Below are 19,345 nucleotides of genomic sequence, written 5' to 3' on the forward strand. Positions count from 1 at the left end.
AAACACAAATATTACAACACATCACACCAAATTATCATGAACTATTTTGAAAAAAACAAAAAAAACATCATCATCGGTGTTATCGCAACATTGTTGCTTGCTGCCCTCGTCGCATTGTGGCTTCAGAAAAAAGTAATTCACTCAGCAGACGATATCTTGGCAACAGTTTACCCTTCACCGGTTTTGGTAGGCGACAGCCTTTTCTTTGAAGATAAAACACCATTTGCAAAAACCAGAAAATGGAATTTCGGAGACGGATCTACATCAGATAAGAACAAAGGTGTTCACATCTACAAAAGACCTGGGTTTTATAACGTGGCACTTATTATTGATGATCAGTACACAAAAACATACCCTATTGTTGTTTCCGGGAGACGTGAAGTACAGAGAGATAGTGTGAGAGTACCTACGATCATTGATGCACAATCACAAGCGATGCAGTTTGAGACCGTCCAGTTTAAGGCAGTATCAGATGCCACCCAGTTCACCTGGAAATTTGGTGAAAATACAGGAATCGATTCAAAAGAGAAGCTTGCAACATACTCATACAAAAAACCGGGAAATTACGTCGTAACGCTGTATACCGATGCCGATAAAGAGCCCATCATCCACAGAATTACAATCCTTGCGGAGTACAACGATGTAGAAGAAGCTGCAGCGATAGATAATTCTTATGAAGAAAGAGATAACGACTTTAAATATCATCTTCAGCAAATTGCTAATGGAAATAGCTTCAATACGCATTACAATTATTTATTAAACAAATATTTATGTAATAACGAAAATTCTATTGTGCAGGTAAGTGACAGCAAAGTCAATAACTTTTATCTGTATTGCGCAGGACTCCAGTTTGATAAAAACAATGTGATTCAGACTGTGAAACTCAATTATGATGAAAAAAACTGCGTCACCAAAGTAGATATCAACCAAAGCAAATAAATCATTAATCCGGATTTTTTTCCGGACACCACACCAATTATAAAGAAAATTAAGATGAAAAATAAATTTCCTCTAGCGGCTTACTATATTGGGTTATCAGTACTGCTTACAAGCTGTCAGGTAAAATTGCCGTCCAAAAAAACACCTGAACCCAAACAATATGGTCAGATAGACAACGCTCCTGTTATCGACGGTTTTTCTAAAAAATCTGTTCCGTGGATTGCTATCTCAGACAGATCAAGAAATACTGCTTATCTCGATAAAAGTGATGAAAAATCATACAAAGAAGTTAAATTTTTAGAGCCTTTGATGGTGCTGAAAAACAGAGACGGAATGGTAAAGGTAGCAGAATATATTCCGGATGCTTTAATGAAAAAAGTATCTTCAAAATCTGTGAAAACGTACGGCTGGATTCCAGAATCTGACCTTCTTCTCTGGAGCAATTCTCTGAAAAGCGAAAAAACCGGGTATCCGGTAAGAGTAGCGGTGGTGCCTAATCATCCTGAAGTTATTAAAAGTGCTGAGAGGTATTATAAAAATGATTCAATCATGGTTTTTAATTCTCCTAGCTTAATAGAAAATGCCAAGGTGAAAATTCCAAACGGACAGATGGTGTACGTCTATAAAATGGCAGAAAATAATAAAAGATTTTTGGTAGGTAAAAAACCATCTGTTGATATGGATAGTATTAGCACTGGTATTTATGGCTGGGTGAGCTCTGATGTAATTTCTCCTTGGGGTGAACGTTCGGCGGTAAAAATGAAAAATCCAACCGGTATCAAAGAAACTGCATTGGGAATTCATGAAGGATCGCCAGGAGGTACTGATGCAGATAAAAGAACAGCAATTTTCCTTACTGACGTTGATAAAAGAACACCATTGGAGAATATTTTTCCGGTCAATTTATCCATAAATGATACCATTGCAGGGGATACCAAAACGAAATATTTTACAAATGTTTTAGATTACAGCAAAAATTATGTTTCCAATGTTTTAGGTGACGAGATTTACTTTGATCGATACAGAGAAATTATTGAAAAAAACAAAAAAGCAAATATTGTTTTTGTTTTGGACGTGAGTGCCGCAAATGCTCCTTATACGCCTATAGTAAAGTCATTGCTGCAGGATCTTCAGTTGAGATTTGAAAAGCCATCTTATTTTAATTCAATTAAATATGGTGTGGTACTTTACAAAAATAATCCGTGTGGAGAAAATGTGGTACCGTCGCCATTAAGTAAAGATTATAGCAAAATAACGGCATTTATTAATGACAAGATTAACGAAATGAACTGCCAGAGCACAGGAGGAAACCAACCAGTTAATGAAGGTCTGATTGCAGCTGGAAACTTGCTGTCTGAAGTTCCGGACGAGACCAATATTGTGATCACTATAGGCACTTCTGCCAATGGAAGTGGAAATATGTATGGTGTAATCAATTCGTTGACTCAGGCGCAGGCAAAACTGATTATGTTCCAGACGAGTGCGAGGTCTTCAGACACATACAATGATTTTGTTTTGATGGCAGAAAACATTGTGACCAATACTGCTAAAAACGTTGCTGAACTCAAAAAACAAAAAATCATCAATCAAAGTGATGTTTTAATCAAGAATAATTTTAATCTAATTGAAGGTGATGCGGGATTCTATTCATTAGACTTCCCAAAACAAAGTATGGCTCCAGGATTTGTGATTTTTCCTAAAAAAGGAGATATTGGAACTCCTGGATTTCTGAAAAAAGCCGTAGACAGTCTGATTGTTCAGGTAACTGCTGACAATATAATGATTGATAATTCACTCAACGAGAAATTCCATTCATCGGTAGGAGCTGGTAGAACTGGCGTCGATTTCAAATATAAATATATGTATCCTGGATTGACAAATCTTGTTCCTTTTGGTATTGCAGCACAGTTAATCAATTACGGAAACCCATTCTTGGTGAAAGGCTACATTCCTAAAGATTTAAAAGATTTAAAATCAGGAATGGAAAAAGGAATCTTGATTTCTGAGGCAGAATTTGATCAGCTTAAAGCTTTTTATACTGAAGTTTACGAGAAAACAGGAGCAGCCAGAACAGATTTTAAGCAGGCAAGAGCTTTGAGAGAATATGTGAAACTCCTGAAAAAATACAATCCGACCTTGAAGTTTTTAGATAAAGGTGAATTGTATGAGGAACCAATGTCTTACGCAGTCGGAGTCAGTACTGGTTTTGATAATTCTGATTCAGAAAAAATGTCGAAATTTAAGTTGAAAGGATGGAAAGAATCAAAAATTATCACCAATGAAGAGGCAAGATCTTATTTTAAATATTACAGAGTGTTAGCAGAAAGAATGCTTACCCACAGAAAAAATAAGGCAGTAAAAATAGAACAGAACGGGCAGGAATTCTATTGGTTAAATGAGTATTTTATGCCAACCAATTTACCAGTAGAAGAACCGGAAAATACTCAACATTAATTACTTATCACATAAAGAAAGCGGAAAATTTAATTTCCGCTTTCTTCTATTTTAAATAACTTTTTGTTATCTTTGATTACCAAACATCACAAAATATGTCAGAGCAATCATCATCTCATGACGGCAAACATTTTGTCGTACAGAAAGGGAAATGCCAGTGTAATCAAGGTGATCAGTTCCCACAGCATAAAGTTACCGCACATCAAAAACATTATTGGAATGATGCTGCGGGCAGCGCAGATTATCTAGCCGTTACAGAAGATGATCTTCAATTCAACCCTCCAGGACCAAGTTTCGGAAAATGCAAGCTAAAACCAAGCTCAAGCGGATATCTTCCCTGCTCTTATGCTCCAGCCGGAAAATGGCAGAAAACCTATGACAAAGTCATGATTATGGGTAAAAAAGCGGTGACAGAAGTTTCAGAGCTTCAATGTACCATAGGTGGAAAAATCACCATCAAAGATCATGGTCAAAGGGGTGAGATCAGCAAGCAAAATGTGAAAAATGCCAATGCCAAAACTGTACGACACATGAATCCTCTTGTGGATGTAAATGACTTCAAAGAAACTGTTTTTGAAAGTGAAATAGACGCTTATTAATCTAAAAATTTCTGCGATGTCAAAAAGAGGAGTTTCAAAAATATCGGGTAATTCTTCTCCAAAAGTAGGAGAAGCTACCACATATAGCATTACAGAATGGTATCCTGCTACACCTTCAGCACAGCGAAATGCATCAGGTGTAACTTGGGAATTATTTAAAAAACGCACCAACGGAAGTTTTACAACAACGAATATCAAGAAAACCGGTTCAGGAACATTTACCTTTGGTGAGGTTGCTCAGCGAAATACGTATCGTCTGGAAGCATATCTTTATGAGCCAGAAGGATCGGGACCTACTTGTATTGAGATTAATCCTCAACCTGTTGCTATTCCCAGAATCAATAAAGTTGAGCTTCAATATGTTGATGATTCGCCAGGAACAGTTTTCAGTTACACTGAAAAGATGCGTGCCAGAGCACAATGTGTTAATTTGGCTGGTCAAAAGCTAAAATTTTCTCTTTGGGAAGATGATGCGGCAGGTGATGGACATAATGCCAATAATCTTTTAATTGAAACTAAAGAAGCAACCGTTAATTCCAGCGGAGTTGCTGTCGCAGAATTTTTGTTAACCCGAGCTTTAATGCAAAAAGCAATGCAGGGAGAAACAGACCCTCAGAAACTCGAATTTTATGTTACTGTAGAATACTTTTCAAATAGGAAGCATGCTACAGATAATGTGAATGTCAACAATCCGTTGTCCGTTCCGCCAACAAAACCTCAGCCAAGACCACAACAACCATCCAACAACAGCCAGCCGGCTCAGCCATCTCAACCTTCGCCCAATAGTAATGTGCCACCGAGAGCCCAGGGTTCACCTGCAGCTGAAAAACCTCAGTCTCAAAAAGAAGAAAAAGGAATTGTCGATACCGTAACTGATTGGTGGAATAACCTTGAACTTTGGGATTGGGGAGAGTCCTCCGGAACCATCAAACCAACACAACCTCCAACACAGCAGCCTGCTGGTGGAAGGGCTGTGAGTGTGGTTGAAGGAAGTTCGGTTAAAATACAAAACTGTGGGGAAAAATATTGTATAAAAAAAGGTGATAAAAGTGAATTGATCAGAGAAATTAATATACGCTTAGCAGGATTTGGCGGGAATGTTCCTACCGACGAATTTACAGAGAGAACTGAGAATATGATCAAACAATTCCAAAAAGATTATATGAAAGTACCTGAAAATGGTAAAGTATGTGGAAATGTTTTGAGAGCTATTGATGAATTTCAGAACAAATTTACTATTGATTTCACTGAAGCAAAATGCAAATGCGGAAAATGTACTGGTTTTGGAGATGGAAGTAATAAAGGAAAATATCTAAAAGGAAATATAGAAGCCTATCATAAATATGAATATCCTGGAATTCACAGATCCCTATTATCATCTCTTAGAAGTGTGAAATTTTATCTTTCAAAAGACGGAAGATATAGTTTTAATAAAATAAGTTCAGGATACAGATGTAGATTTCATGCTGAATATTTGAAGAAGCCAACCACTAATCATATGGGGAAAGCATTAGACTTGCATTTCAATGATAAAAATGGCAGGACAAGAGAGGTTTCTGATATGGAAACTATAAGAAAAGATATTTTTAATAAATATCTTGGAGCAAAATGGGATTGGAAAGAAAGAAGTATTTTTAATTTAGAATCTACCCGAGTTGGAGCAACCACATGGGTGCACTATGATGTAAGAGAATTTGATTCTGTTTACTTAGAGGAGAAATTTTTTGTTAAAGATATTACATCTCTAAATGGGAAAAGTATGGTTGCTTTAGCTTTAGAATTAGGATTTACCAATACCTGTAGTTGTATGGGAGGAGGAACTGCTAAAGCTAAAGAGAAGGATACAACAAAAAAAGACAATAAATATAAATGGTCACATAGTGAGTTTGGAAATTTAATTGCTATGAAAGAATCAAATGATAATTACAATATATGTAATCAAACTAAAGGAGGGCTAAAAGTAATATATAATGTGAAAGTTACTGAGTTCACAATAAAAGAAATTCAAAAAAACAAAAGGATAGAGATGTTTTTGCTGTGGGTAGATATCAATTAATCCCAAATACATTAAATAGTGCTGTTACAAGTTTAGGACTTGATATAAACCAAAAATTAGACGAAGTGATGCAAGATAAAATTTTTGATGAATATCTTATTAAAGTTAAAAGGCCTAAAATAATTGCATATCTTGAGGGCAGTGGAAGTGTCGAAGATGCTATGTATTCTGCTGCACAAGAATGGGCAAGTATTGGTGTTGAAAAAGGAAAGCCAATCAGCGATAAAGTGGTGAAAAATAAGAAGGGTAAAGTTATCTCAAGAATCAAACGATATGCAAAAGGTGGTGAATCATATTATGCAGGAGATGGACTCAATAAGGCTCATATAACACCAGAACAAATTAAAAATGCTTTAACAAATTCTAAAGATGCGAACAAGTAAAAAAATCATCATTTCATTTTTATTATTTTTTATAATTGGATGTAAGAAAAACAATGCTTCAGAAATAACAAATACAGACCCCAAAGACTCTGTAAGGAGCCAAAACTCTACTAAAATAAGTGACAATTCTAAAAAGAAAATAATTCTTTTGTAATTAGTTGTGGTTCTGGTTGTGCAATGACCTATAATGTTAAAAATATAACAGATTTAGAGAATATAAAAGAAGTGGAATTTGAAATAGAGACTTATATTGATAATGTACTTACGGAAAACAATAATGAAACCTATCTTTTCTACTACAATCAATCCAATCAAATTGAAAAAATACAGCATAAAGGGCAAAAGGAAAATATCTTAGAAAACTTATTACCAGATGCTGTTGAATCTTTCAGAAATTTCGCTGGTAACTTAGTTAACAATACTAAAATAAACACTGTTCAAGATGTCAAAAGTACTAATAATAACGAAAAATTACCTTATAATAAGACAATTAATGTAAAAACAATAAAATATAATGCTTTGGACCCTAGATATTTTAAAGGTGTCACAAAATTTATTTGTGATTCAAATAACCCCAGATATTTAGCTCTTCCGCAAAAAGATGACATTGAAGTAATTCTTGTTCCTCAGGATTGTGGAGATTTTCCATATCGTTTTTATTTGTTGACCATAAAAAATAAGAACGTTGTTGGAAATTTATATGTAGAAGGAGAATGGCATGAACCAGATGATGAAGAAAATACAGAGACATCATCATTTTCAATTGATAAAAATTATAATATTAGAGTAGAGACAAAATTTTTGGATTCTTTTAAATCGGATATTTATAAAATTTCAGATGATGGTAAACTAATAAAGAAATAAAAACATATAATATCAATATATTTTAATAAAAAGGATTTATTTGTAAGAATGGTTTGCCTAACGGTGTTTCAGGTTGAGGAATTAATAAAGAGAATTGGCGTGTTCACATTGAAGCGTGTATTAACGGAGCACATTTAGTGACTCTCTTTGGAAAAGATAGATTACAGCCAGAAGATTAGTAGCTAAATTAATAGACTAAAAGTTTAAATTTCATTTACAGCTGATGGAATAAAAAGTTTGAAAACCTTACATAAAATATGAGAAAGGCTATGAATAAAATTAAAATTCTCATAATATTATTTTCTTTCGTATTTTTTAATTGTCAAAAAAAATCAATTCTAAAAGATGATAGTATAAAGAATAATGTTGTCAATGAAGAAAAAAATTAGAAGGAGAATGGGCAGTAAGTTGCGGCAATGGTCTTACGACTTTTAATATCAATAAAGATGAAGGTTTGATATCGTTGTACGGGAATTCTATATCTATAAAAGTACAAGTCGAAAAACGATCTAACGATGAATATATTTTAAAATTTAAACAAATAGCTGACCAAAAAGATTGGATAGATAATTCATTACAAATAACAGAATATGAAATATCAAAAGATAAAATAATAGAAAATTTTTTCATAAAAAACGATGGCAAAGTAGAGCTCCATTGGGTAGGTTTATATAATATGAAAAAACAAAAAATAGATTTTGCAGACAAAAACTTTTCATTAATTAGAGAAAATGAAGTTAAGAATCCAATTTTATTAGAAAAATGTTAAAAAAATAAATATCACAATCATTGCCACAAAAAAACAACACAATCTTATTTAATAAATCTTTTCGACAATTTTAAACTAGAATTTAGTAACTAACAATTTATTTTAGATTAAATCAATGAAAAAAATATTTTTATATACAGCATTTTTTTTAGTAGTTTTCTTTTCTTGTAAAAAAACGACTATAGACAAGCCTGCAGAAGACAAAACTTATGCATCTTCTGCAACAATTAATAAAAATGAAAATTCTGCATACAAAGAAGTTTTTGATGTAAAGAAAAGTTCAGATTATAATGAAAAAAATGATAAAGTCAGTACAGTAAATTTTAATCAATACAGCAATAACGCAAATTATTTTATTAAAACATTCGATGTCAACAAAGATGGAATTAAAGATAAAATTGTGAGCCATAATCGTTATTCAGGTGATGATTTATTGATTTTTTTAGGTGATAAAAATAATAATTACATTTTCACTCTAAAGTCTACTAATTTTTCTGAAGATGGAGGTAACCAAATAACTGGCATTAAAGAGTCAAACGATGGATACGAAATTATCACACAATTTCCAGATAGGGGATATGTTCAGAATAGTTACTTTGTATCGGGTATCAACAATAAATTTATTTTAAAGAAAATTAAAAGTGAATCTGATTCGTGGCAAGATGGTTATACTGAAAATTGTGAACAAAATTTTAATTTTGATTTAAAAAAAACGACAAAAGAACTTTTTAACATGATAGGCGATACCAAGAAGGACTGTGAAAAAATTGTAAGGAGTAAATAAAACTCCTAATCAAGAAAACCAACCATGAAAATAACAATGAAACTAAAGTGGATTTTTTTAATATTAATCCTAATTAATTGTAAAAAGCAAAATATAAAAGAAATATCTCCTGCGAAAATTACCTCCGATAATGCAAGCACTAAAGTAGAAAGTAAAGATGAAATTTATATTGGAAAAGAATTTTATTCGGGCGATGAACTCAATACTTATACTTTTCTCAAGTCAGATAAAATACATGAAAATGATAGTTTGACTTATTCTATTTATAAAAAAAATGATAAAGAAAGTTATTTGTTCAGTATAGAAAAGTTGGTGTCAAATGAAGACCAGGAATTATACAAAATAGTAGATGTATTCAAGTTTAATGATTATAATTCCGCAAATAATAAAATCGAAATAAAAGATCAGAAAGATGGATATTCAGTTTTGTTTTTAGATAAAGATAAAGTTTTAAAAAAATGGAACTTCGAACTAAATAATAGTGCAATAAGTAAAAGTTGGAATGGCGAATATGAATGCAATTTTCTTCGAATTAAAGAAGAATCTGCCGATCCACGTGCATATGCAATGATTAATATTACTATTGAAAGCAATACTGCCACTTTTAAATTGGATAGCTATAAAGAGATTTTAGATAAAAAATTGCTTATTCTGGATAGTAACCCAAGTAGAATCATTTTACGTGAAAAAGATAACGTCAACTCAAAATTTACCATTACAAGAAAAAATAATGACCTTATACTTACCAGTGACTTACTTAATAAAACCATTGGGGAAATTGCAACCTACAAGCTAAAGAAGAATTTGTAGTGTAAATTTTGACTTGTATAACTTTAAAATTTTAATCTGAAAAATAAGATGATATAATCTATGACGCTTCATTTTATCCGTCAGGGCGACACTCTCCAAAGCATTGCAGAGCAAATCAATCTCGAAAATCCTTTATACATCAAAGAATTTCACAACCAGCATTGTGCGAGAGAAGATTATATTGTAGAGAATTTAATGGCAGGAAGAAAACTGTTTCTGCCGGATTATTTGACAATTCAAAAATACAATTCAAGAAATGATGCACCCTTTAAAAGCCCTGAAAGAAATCCTAAGATCAATTTCCATCCGGAAAATTTAAATATTCAATATAAAGTCAGCATCACCGAATCATCTTTTGTTGATCATAAAAAAACTGAAAATTCATTTTCATATCAATTTTCTTTAAAATGGATAAAAAACGAACTCAATCATCATATTTTTCATCTTTCTAAAAACAATTTTTCAATTCAAAATCAGACGAAAATTGGCGATATGTCGATTGCCTGCTTTCAATCTATCAATCCAATCGAAATTCAAACCGATCCAAAAGGTGAAATTATTTCAATTAACCTTTTAAAGAAAACAATTGAAAATTTACCTGAAATAAAAGCAAATTTGCTCGATCGATTTCCTGATCAATATGCAAAAATTTACATCGAAGAATTTGAATACGCCGTTCTCAATCAGGAATTATTTCAGAAAAAAATGAAACAAGATTGGTTGATAAAAACCTATTTTACACCAATCAGAAACGATTTCAAAAACGGAAAATCTCATTTTCAGATCATCCTAGAAAATGAATTGTTAGATATTAATCAGACTGTAGAGATTTCGGAAAATAATGATGAAATCATACTCAGTCAAGATTCTGCAAAACCTGATTTTAAAGGGAAATATATTCTTTTGAAAGCGGATGGTTTGATAAAGTCTTTAGAAATCAATCATTCATATATAGACTTCGGTGTTGTGTATTATTCTGATTTTAAGATAGATAAATTGGGGTGATTGTGATTTTAAATAAAAACCAATCGTAGTTTTACTACATCAAATCGTAGAATTACTACAAATTTTCAAAAAGTTCTTTAAAAGTTTTAAAAATATTTTTGGTGTATTTATCTTTGAATAAAGAAAAAAACATTTCACGAAAATTAACGATTAAAATTTATTTATTATGGCAGCAAATTCAAGAGGAATCTTAAAATTCAATGGCAGTGAAGGTCAGAAATTATTAAAACTGAATTACAGTGTTTCAAGATCAACAGACGTTTCAGGTAGAGTAGCATCAGACCCTTCGAATGCGTTAATCAAATTAACAATCGAGGCAACAGAAAAATCTGACATCCTAGAGTCATTGTTAAACGGAAAATACAAGCCGACTTCAGGAGAAATCACTTTCAACAAATCTCACGAAGAAGGTACTTTGATTACTTTGAATTGGGAAAACGGTTACGTTATTCAGCACGAAGTAGACTTCGACGCAGTAGACGAAAACTCAATGTTGATCAGCTTTGTAGTAAGCGCAGAAAAAATAAATTACGGAACTGCAGCTTTCGAAGGTCTTTGGCCAACAAGCTAAGATTCGTCAATTTATTTAGTATTATGGTATACAAAAGACTGTCCGCAAGACGGTCTTTTTCGTCTGCAATATTTTATTTGGGCAGCAGTGAACTTCGTTCGTAAACTTCGAAAAAGCCTACGCTTTTTCTCATTTATGTCTTCCACCCCCGCTCTGTCACTCTGAGCTTGTCGAAGAGTCCGTTCAAGCCGGGCTGCAATCTGGTAAGTTTTAGAAAAATTGATCCGAAAAAGAACTTATTTCACAGAATACACAGATTTCCAAATATTTAAGAAAAGTTAAAATCGAAAATTTAATACATAAAATCTGCAGGAATAAATAAAATTTAATAACTTTAAACCACCACACAATCACAACAATATGAATACCTCAGAAAAAACCGGAGGTTCTTCTTTCCGTCCGTCACAAAACGCAGAAGGAATCTCAGACAGTCACCATACCGGCATCAATCGCCTGGTCAAATTATCTTTGGTTATTGAAGGTAAAGTGATCAAATATTACAAGCATTTCAAGCTTACTCAAAGTGCACAGAAGCACCACGAGTTTACCTTGACTTTAGCTCACGATACTTTAGGTGACCGCCAAACCCATACTTTAGAAGAAGCCAACAAATTTTTAGGCAAACGTGTGACTGCAGTTATTTCCTACAAAGACATCGACAAAAGTCCTGAACGTACATTTGTGGGCGTCATTACGGGGGTAGGTTTCAGCCAGGAGAGAATGAGTTTGGGAAACATTGTTTTATCCGGTTACAGTCCAACCATTTTATTGGATGGTGCTCCTCATATCCAAAGTTTTGGTGGAAGCCAGGCCGTGAATATGGGAATTATTGCTGAAGAAGTCATCAAGCAAGGTTTAGATAAAAGCCGTTTTGATATCAGAATCGATACAAACGATTATTCTCAAATCATTTACAGCAGTCAGTATGACGAAACGCATTACAACTATTTGGCGAGAATGGCAGAAGCGTATGGTGAACAGTTTTATTACGACGGTGAAGTGCTTCACTTCGGAAAACTTCCGCCACAAAATCAACCCATCAAACTGACGTATGGAAGCAGTGCTAATGACATAAAAGTTGAACTGAAAGCGGTTCACACAAAACCTCAGTTTTATGGCTACAACAGCAATAAAAATGAAGTTTTAAAATCAGGAGCAACCCCGATTCAACATGTTGGAGATTTAGCAAAAACTGCTTATCAACATAACGACAATATTTATAAAACTCCATCTTTAAGAGTCGCTCCCATCAAAGCAACGACCCATTTGGATGTAGAATATTCACAAAAAAGTACTTCGGGAAGTGAGGCGGTGAATGTTTTCAATGTTTCAGGATCAACGACGGTACCTTTTTTACATCCCAGTTGCGCCGTAGATGTTGAAATGAGAAAACCAGATACGAATGAAACTTCGTATTTCACAAGAATCATGGTGACTGAAACGACTCATGAAATTGATACCATCGGTCACTACACCGGAAGTTTTAACGGCATCGCATCAGACACAGGATTTTTGCCAAAACCTGAGTTCACGACACCAAAAGCAGAACCACAGATTGCCACAGTAATTTCTAACACCGATCCTGAAGGACAGGGGAGAGTTCAGGTAAGATTTGACTGGCAGACGAATGACACGACTCATTTTATCCGAATGATGAGTCCTGATGCGGGAGGAACGGACCAGATCACTCAAAATAGGGGTTATGTAGCGATTCCAGAAGTTGGAGATCAGGTAATGGTGAATTTCGTACACAATCACCCCGATAGACCTTTCGTCATGGGCGGAATGTTTCATGGAGGAACTGCACTAGGAGGATTTGTAGACAACCGGGTAAAATCTATCATGACAAGGAGTGGCCATAAGATAGTCTTCACAGAGGATGAAAGTATTATTATTACAGATAAATCCGGCAATGAAATTCATCTGGATACGACAGGAAGTAATATCAATATCACAGCACCTGAAACGATGACGCTGAATTGTAAGAACATGAATATTAATGTTATAGAAAGTATGACCACAAATGTAGGAATGAATCAAAGTAATACTGTTGGAATGAATATCTCCGAAAGTGCGGGGATGAATAGAACATCAAGTGTAGCTATGCTCAATATGCTTTCTGTAGGAACAGATTTTATTACCAATGTTACCGGCAAAATGACAGAATATATCCAAGGTAATAAAGAATCTCATACTGATAAAGATCGATTGAGAGTTGCCAACGGAAAAATTACCAATCAAAGTCAGGGAGTATTTGAACAACATTCTCAGAAAGAAATAAAAAACAATTCTGCTGAAATTTCAAAAAATCACTAATTATGGGTAAGGAATCTTACATAGGAGGAGATTATATAGAAACAACGGGAGGCTCAGCAAAAAATTTTGCAGGAGGAAGTATTGAGAATTCATCTCTTGCAAATCAATTTACACAAAATGGACTTGATTCTGGAGTTAAATACGGTGTTAATGAGGATGCTCCGATAATTGAGGGTATAAAAGAAGATGTGTTTTTATATTTAATCTTTTTCATTGATGAAGATCATAAAGGTAAACTGATGATTTCAGAGGGAAGCCAAACAAGATTGAAAAATATTAAGAAACAAAGTTGGTATGATGATAAAAAACATAAAGCTTTTAGTATACCTATACAAAGTGTAGATGAAATATTAGACCAAATTCCCCAAATTATTAAAAAGCATTCTGAGGGTGATAAAAAAAGAGTAATGATTGCTGAAATAGGGATATTTTCTCATGCAGGTGGTGATGGACCAATTTCTTATAATAAGCAAGTTAAAATTTGCCCTGAACCACAATATAAATCTCAAATGCTGATGTGTGGCTGGGAACAAATAAATGTTGAGTGGACAACGCAGGCAAAGTTTGTATTTTATGGATGCAATACAGGAAATACGAATAAGAATTGGAATAATTTTGCTAAAAATATATCAAGCTTATCAAATTTTAAAAACGTTGAGGTGTGGGGACAATCAACATCTTCTTTTCCATCATTTTATCCCGATTATCGTGTTACAAGTGCAGCAAGAAGTACTGGGGATAATGGTTTTGGATGGGATATCCGCGGAAATACATATCAAGTGGCAGGTAATCCAGGAGAAGGATGGAAAGCAATGAGTTTTAGTAGTGATAAAAATAATATAAGTAAAGAAGATTTGCGAAAATCAGAGTTTCCTAAAGCTAACCCGTTAAATGTATACAAAAATGGATTACTTATCAAATCAACACATCAAGGTGTTTTTAATGACCATCGCTAAATATTGTGGTATCTTTTTAATATGTTTAAATATAAGTTGTAAAAATATGGATAATGAGTACTTTCAGGTATTTGGCAATAAAGAGTTGCTGGAAAAGTGTAAAATAAATCTTGTGAAAATAGATGAGGCAGGTAATGAAAGTGTTAATAATATTCTGTGTAATGGAAAATTAAATCAAATTAAAACTGAAAATGAATCTGCTGCAATATATAAGTTCTATTTTTCTTACAAGGATAGTTATGTTGAATTACTAACTACCGAAAATATTTTTCGAAATGCCTCAGATCAGGTTAATAACTTATATATTGAAGAGAAAGATAACATAATCTATGTGAAATTTATTGGTAGAAAATCAGATATAGAAAAAGATGATGTATTTCGAAAAGCATTAATCAATAAAGAAAAGTATTATGAGATAAACGCTATATCGCATAATGATTTAAATCAAATTGATTCGTTATTTACTAAATGTAATTGAATTAGGTGGTTCTTAAAAGACGTTTTCGATTAAATTCCGGATGATGTTAAAGAAATGCAGGTGTTGTTAAAATATAGGTGTGAATCCAAGGCTTATTCCTGCCAAAGAATGCTATGAGAAACAAAATAAGTTACTTCATACTATTTTCTGGCTTTTTACTAGGAATATTGTAATATGATCGTTAGCAATTCGGAGGTTTCTTCAATAGACCACGAGTCGCAAGAACTTCTACGAAATATAGATTATTTTATCTTTTTTATTTACGGAATAATGGGCACCGGAGCTTTATTCATAATTCTATTTTTAATCAGGTTATTAAACAAAAGATAGTATCATAATTAATCACCTTCACGTCAAGCTTTATTGAATATTTTAAATTATAAAAAAATAAGATATATTAGATAGTTGTGCTTCTAGGTTTTATAATTGGAATATTGTTTTACTTATTCAATTTGTTCATGAGTAATGCGGAAGTATCATCTATTAAGTATCAATTTAGCGAACTTTTATTCTACTGTTTTTCTATATAGAAAATTATTCTGTTATGAAGAAAATACTAATTCATCTACTCATCTTATTATTTTTAATGTGTAATTGTCAGTCTAAAAAAGACGATAGCAATAAAAACAATCATAAAATAAATACTACGGTTGAAAAATTTGACTTTCAGTTGTTTAAGAAATATCAAGAAAATGGCGAGTTTCTTAAATTACAAAACGGAAAAACAATCCTATCGATGGCTGCTCCTGCTCTTAATGAAACCGGAATGCAAGAAGAATTACTACCAAAACCATCATTTTATACCATTTACAAAGAGTTTTATCCTGATGGTTTTCTCAAAAAGAAAGAAACGCTTTTAGGTCAGTACACCAGAGTAGGAATCTCAGAATATTATGATGAGAAAGGAAAATTGGAGACCAAAAATGAAGATGAAAAGTTCGGGAAAATAAAACCTGCAGATGTTCTAAAGATTTTAGATAAGAAGAAAATTATTAATTTATCTACAGGAGAAGGAAGATTTGACGAAAACGGAAATTCCGCTTTTACCATTACTTTTGATGAAAATAAAAATGAGTACACTGTGACACTAGAAAAAGGTAAAGCAAATACAAATCCGGAGTTTGGAATTGGTGAGCCGCCAGCTTTTATTCCTGTTTACTATATAATTGATGGTGAAACTGGAGATGTAACAGAAAAGCAGTGATCTGCTTTAGACTGAGAGAATCATATTATATAAAGTAAAAGGATTCTCAAATAAGAAAAATTTGAATTTGTTAAATATTCCAAAATTTTATTAATTAAATCTTAATTTTTTAATTTTTAAGTGATTTTTCACAAAATGAATATTTGTAAACCCTTTCTGGTAAAGGGTTTTATTGTTTTGTTTAATAAAAGTCGTAGTTCTACTACATAAAATCGTAGTTCTACTACAAAATGTCAAATAACTACTAAAAATGTTTTTGTAACCAATCTTTGGCTCTATCTTCGCTATAGTTAAAACATCAAATCACACAATATCAACAGTTTAAAATTTACAAAATCATGGCAGACAATTCAAGAGGAATCTTAAAATTCAACGGAAGCGAAGGACAAAAATTATTAAAGCTTAATTACAGCGTATCAAGATCTACAGACGTTTCCGGGCGTGTAGCTTCAGATCCTTCCAATGCAATTATCAAACTTACTATAGAAGCTACAGAGAAATCTGAAATTCTTGAAAGTTTGCTTAATGGAAAATACAAACCAACTTCTGGTGAAATCACATTCAACAAATCTCACGAAGAAGGTACTCTAATCACTTTAAACTGGGAAAACGGTTACGTTATTCAGCATGAAGTTGATTTTGACGCTGTAGACCAAAATTCTATGTTGATCAGCTTCATCGTAAGCGCAGAAAAAATCAACTACGGAAATGCAGCTTATGAAGGTATTTGGCCAGGAAAATAAAACCCGAATTATCTAAAATCAAATTATTACAGAATAGCGTGCTCGTCAAAAAGCAAGCTGTTCTGTTTTGTTGTTTCTAAGGTATTTTTAGTTTTTTATTAAATATTTAAATTATTAAAAATCGCCCTGACTGACTTCTGAAAATTGCATTTTTTTCTAATTAAAGGAGATTTTGGTGCAATATATGTTGTCAAATAACTGAATAGAATCACAATTCATAAATCGAAAAAATATTGCTATGTTTCAGAATAATAACTCAGAAAAGCTGCAAGCCTCGAAAGATTCCGCTACCTCGCAGGTGGTGAACAAAGCCAATGAAAAAGCTCAAAAGGCCGGGGGCAAAGTGAAAGAAGCTGGTGAGAAAGTTTCTCAGGCACAATCGCTCTCCGGAACTGTACAGAATTCTTCAACGATGTTTATGAATCAAAATATGCAGTCAAACAATGCTCTGACCACTGAAGGGAAAGTTTGGGCAAGGCAGCCAACTTCAAAGATTCATAATGCAATGGCAATTCCTACCAGCCAGATTTTAGGCATCAACAGAGTAGTAAAGCTTGATGTGATTATTGAAGGAAAACAGATTCAGCATTTTAAACATTTTAAACTGAATCAGAGTGCCGTAAAGCATCACAGTTTTAGTTTGACTTTAGCCCATGATACTTTGGGAAGTTCAGAAAATCACAATTTAGAAGAAGCCCAAAATTTTTTAGGAAAAAGACTGACGGTTATTTTTAAATATAAAGATGTCATCGATGGTCCCGAAAGAAATTTTGTCGGCGTTATTACAGAAGTCGGTTTCAGCCAAGATAAAGGAAGTCTGGGAAATATTGTTCTCACAGGTTTCAGCCCGACTGTGCTTTTAGATGCTGCCCCACACATTCAAAGTTTTGGCGGTGCACAAGAAATAAGCCTGAACAGTATTGCAGACCGCGTAATAAAAGAAGGTCTTGGAGGAAGCAAATTTGACTTTAGGGTAGACGCTCAACATGGAAATGTTTCCTATAGCTCACAATACGAAGAGACGCATTATAATTATTTAGCTAGAATTGCTGAAGCCTATGGCGAACAGTTTTTTTATGACGGCGAAGTATTGCATTTTGGAAAACTTCCACCTTCGGAACAACCTGTAAAGCTAACTTACGGAAGCAGCGTCAATGATGTTAAAATTAAAATGAAAGCTCAGCATGTAAATCCTACATTTTATGGCTATAACAGCAGTAAAAATGAAAAGCTGACAACAGGAAGTTCAAAAATAAATCATTCTTCAGATATTGCTAAAAGGGCATACGAAATTTCTGAAAAAACATTCACTACACCATCACTAAGAGTTGCTCCGATTAAAGCATCTTCTTTCATGGATGTGGATGCTTCACAAAAAGGAACGGCGGGAAGTAAAGCTTCCGGTGTTTTTGTAACTTCAGGAACAACTACAGTTCCGTTTTTGTATCCGGGTTGTGCTGCTGATATCGAGATGCGACAATCTGATACCAATCAGACCTCATATTTTACGAAACTTCTGATGATAGAAGTCTCGCATGAAGTAGATGCTAGAGGGTATTACACCGGAAACTTTGAAGCTATTGCAGCAGACTGCGGATATATTCCACGACCTGAGTTTGAAAGCCCGAGAGCAGATGCACAGTTTGCAAAAGTTATCTCTAATACAGATCCTTTGAACCAAGGAAGAGTTCAGATACAGTTTGACTGGCAGAGCGGTCAGGATACTTCAGAATTTATCAGAGTTATGACACCCGATGCCGGAGGAAGCGATAAAGTAAGTAAAAATCGAGGTTTTATGGCAATTCCCGAAGTGGGAGATCAAGTTGTTGTCAATTTTGCGCACCAGCATCCCGACAGACCTTTTGTAATGGGTGGTATGTTCCACGGGCAAGTCGGCGGTGGCGGCGGCGCAGGAAATAATGTAAAAAGTTTAAGCAGCAGAAGCGGAAATAAATTGGAGCTTGATGATGGTGCAGGTTCTGTATTTCTTACCGATCAAGGTGGTGCTAATATGAAATTTGACGGTGCGGGAAATGCAACAACCAATACCAATAAGGATAAAACAGTAACGGTTGGAAATAACAATTCGGTAAATGTAGCCAATGATAACACAGTAAAAGCCGGAAATACAAGCATGATTAATGTGGGTGAAGCCTCAATTCTTCAGATGGATAAATCTGGTAAAGTTTCACTTACAGCGACAACTGAATTTAAAATTATTGTAGGAGCGAGTACCATTGTTATTGATAAAGAAGGTAAAATTACAATCAATGGAAAAGAAATCGTGGTTGATGCTACAAAATCGATTAATCTTTCTGCGACAGATGATACGACAGTAGGAGGGAAAAATGTAAATGTAACGGGAAGTACAGAAGTGCAGATTAATGGTAAAAAAGTAAATATTAATAAATAAG

The 19,345-nt window shown here is 33.6% G+C and carries 17 protein-coding genes; all 17 read left to right on the forward strand.

Annotated features, from left to right (window positions below):
- The first annotated feature begins 36 nt into the window (after positions 1-36).
- Positions 37-939: a PKD domain-containing protein gene (locus tag EAG08_RS16000; RefSeq protein WP_129536302.1), complete on the forward strand. Its 903-nt coding sequence runs from the start codon at positions 37-39 to the stop codon at positions 937-939.
- Positions 940-993: 54 nt separating this feature from the next.
- The gene (tssR, locus tag EAG08_RS16005) at positions 994-3,393 is read left to right on the forward strand and encodes a type VI secretion system protein TssR domain-containing protein (protein ID WP_129536303.1); all 2,400 of its coding nucleotides are present in this window, start codon (positions 994-996) and stop codon (positions 3,391-3,393) included.
- Positions 3,394-3,488: 95 nt separating this feature from the next.
- Positions 3,489-3,992 carry a DUF4280 domain-containing protein gene (locus EAG08_RS16010; protein WP_129536304.1) on the forward strand — a complete coding sequence of 168 codons (504 nt, stop codon included), beginning with the start codon at positions 3,489-3,491 and terminating at the stop codon, positions 3,990-3,992.
- Positions 3,993-4,008: 16 nt separating this feature from the next.
- A complete protein-coding gene (locus tag EAG08_RS16015; RefSeq protein WP_129536305.1) occupies positions 4,009-6,048 on the forward strand; it encodes a peptidoglycan-binding domain-containing protein in 2,040 nt (679 codons plus the stop codon).
- On the forward strand, positions 6,030-6,431 hold the full coding sequence (locus EAG08_RS16020) for a hypothetical protein (RefSeq protein WP_129536306.1): 402 nt from the start codon (positions 6,030-6,032) through the stop codon (positions 6,429-6,431). The genes EAG08_RS16015 and EAG08_RS16020 overlap by 19 nt, the downstream gene beginning before the upstream one ends.
- 177 nt (positions 6,432-6,608) lie before the next feature.
- Positions 6,609-7,295, forward strand: a complete 687-nt coding sequence (locus EAG08_RS16025; RefSeq protein ID WP_129536307.1) for a hypothetical protein — start codon at positions 6,609-6,611, stop codon at positions 7,293-7,295.
- 454 nt (positions 7,296-7,749) lie between these two features.
- The gene (locus EAG08_RS16030; protein ID WP_129536308.1) at positions 7,750-8,064 is read left to right on the forward strand and encodes a hypothetical protein; all 315 of its coding nucleotides are present in this window, start codon (positions 7,750-7,752) and stop codon (positions 8,062-8,064) included.
- 115 nt (positions 8,065-8,179) lie between these two features.
- Positions 8,180-8,848, forward strand: coding sequence for a hypothetical protein (locus EAG08_RS16035; protein ID WP_129536309.1), 669 nt, complete (start codon positions 8,180-8,182; stop codon positions 8,846-8,848).
- A gap of 24 nt (positions 8,849-8,872) precedes the next feature.
- Positions 8,873-9,658: a hypothetical protein gene (locus EAG08_RS16040; protein WP_129536310.1), complete on the forward strand. Its 786-nt coding sequence runs from the start codon at positions 8,873-8,875 to the stop codon at positions 9,656-9,658.
- Between the two features lie 60 nt (positions 9,659-9,718).
- Positions 9,719-10,663, forward strand: coding sequence for a hypothetical protein (locus EAG08_RS16045; protein WP_129536311.1), 945 nt, complete (start codon positions 9,719-9,721; stop codon positions 10,661-10,663).
- A gap of 166 nt (positions 10,664-10,829) precedes the next feature.
- Positions 10,830-11,234 carry a type VI secretion system tube protein TssD gene (gene tssD / locus EAG08_RS16050; protein ID WP_185145170.1) on the forward strand — a complete coding sequence of 135 codons (405 nt, stop codon included), beginning with the start codon at positions 10,830-10,832 and terminating at the stop codon, positions 11,232-11,234.
- Between the two features lie 360 nt (positions 11,235-11,594).
- Positions 11,595-13,550 carry a type VI secretion system Vgr family protein gene (locus EAG08_RS16055; RefSeq protein WP_129536313.1) on the forward strand — a complete coding sequence of 652 codons (1,956 nt, stop codon included), beginning with the start codon at positions 11,595-11,597 and terminating at the stop codon, positions 13,548-13,550.
- 2 nt (positions 13,551-13,552) lie between these two features.
- Positions 13,553-14,506, forward strand: a complete 954-nt coding sequence (locus tag EAG08_RS16060; RefSeq protein WP_129536314.1) for a hypothetical protein — start codon at positions 13,553-13,555, stop codon at positions 14,504-14,506.
- A 46-nt stretch (positions 14,507-14,552) separates the two neighbouring features.
- Positions 14,553-14,984, forward strand: coding sequence for a hypothetical protein (locus EAG08_RS16065; protein ID WP_129536315.1), 432 nt, complete (start codon positions 14,553-14,555; stop codon positions 14,982-14,984).
- Between the two features lie 544 nt (positions 14,985-15,528).
- Positions 15,529-16,188 (forward strand): hypothetical protein, encoded by a 660-nt coding sequence (locus EAG08_RS16075; RefSeq protein ID WP_129536316.1) that lies wholly within the window; start codon positions 15,529-15,531, stop codon positions 16,186-16,188.
- Between the two features lie 338 nt (positions 16,189-16,526).
- Positions 16,527-16,931 carry a type VI secretion system tube protein TssD gene (gene tssD / locus EAG08_RS16080; protein WP_129536317.1) on the forward strand — a complete coding sequence of 135 codons (405 nt, stop codon included), beginning with the start codon at positions 16,527-16,529 and terminating at the stop codon, positions 16,929-16,931.
- Positions 16,932-17,169: 238 nt separating this feature from the next.
- Complete coding sequence (locus EAG08_RS16085; RefSeq protein WP_129536318.1) at positions 17,170-19,344, forward strand: type VI secretion system Vgr family protein; 2,175 nt, start codon at positions 17,170-17,172, stop codon at positions 19,342-19,344.
- The last annotated feature ends 1 nt before the right edge of the window (position 19,345 follow it).

Origin of the sequence: Chryseobacterium sp. 3008163 (assembly GCF_003669035.1) — a bacterium.
Taxonomy (GTDB): Bacteria; Bacteroidota; Bacteroidia; order Flavobacteriales; family Weeksellaceae; genus Chryseobacterium.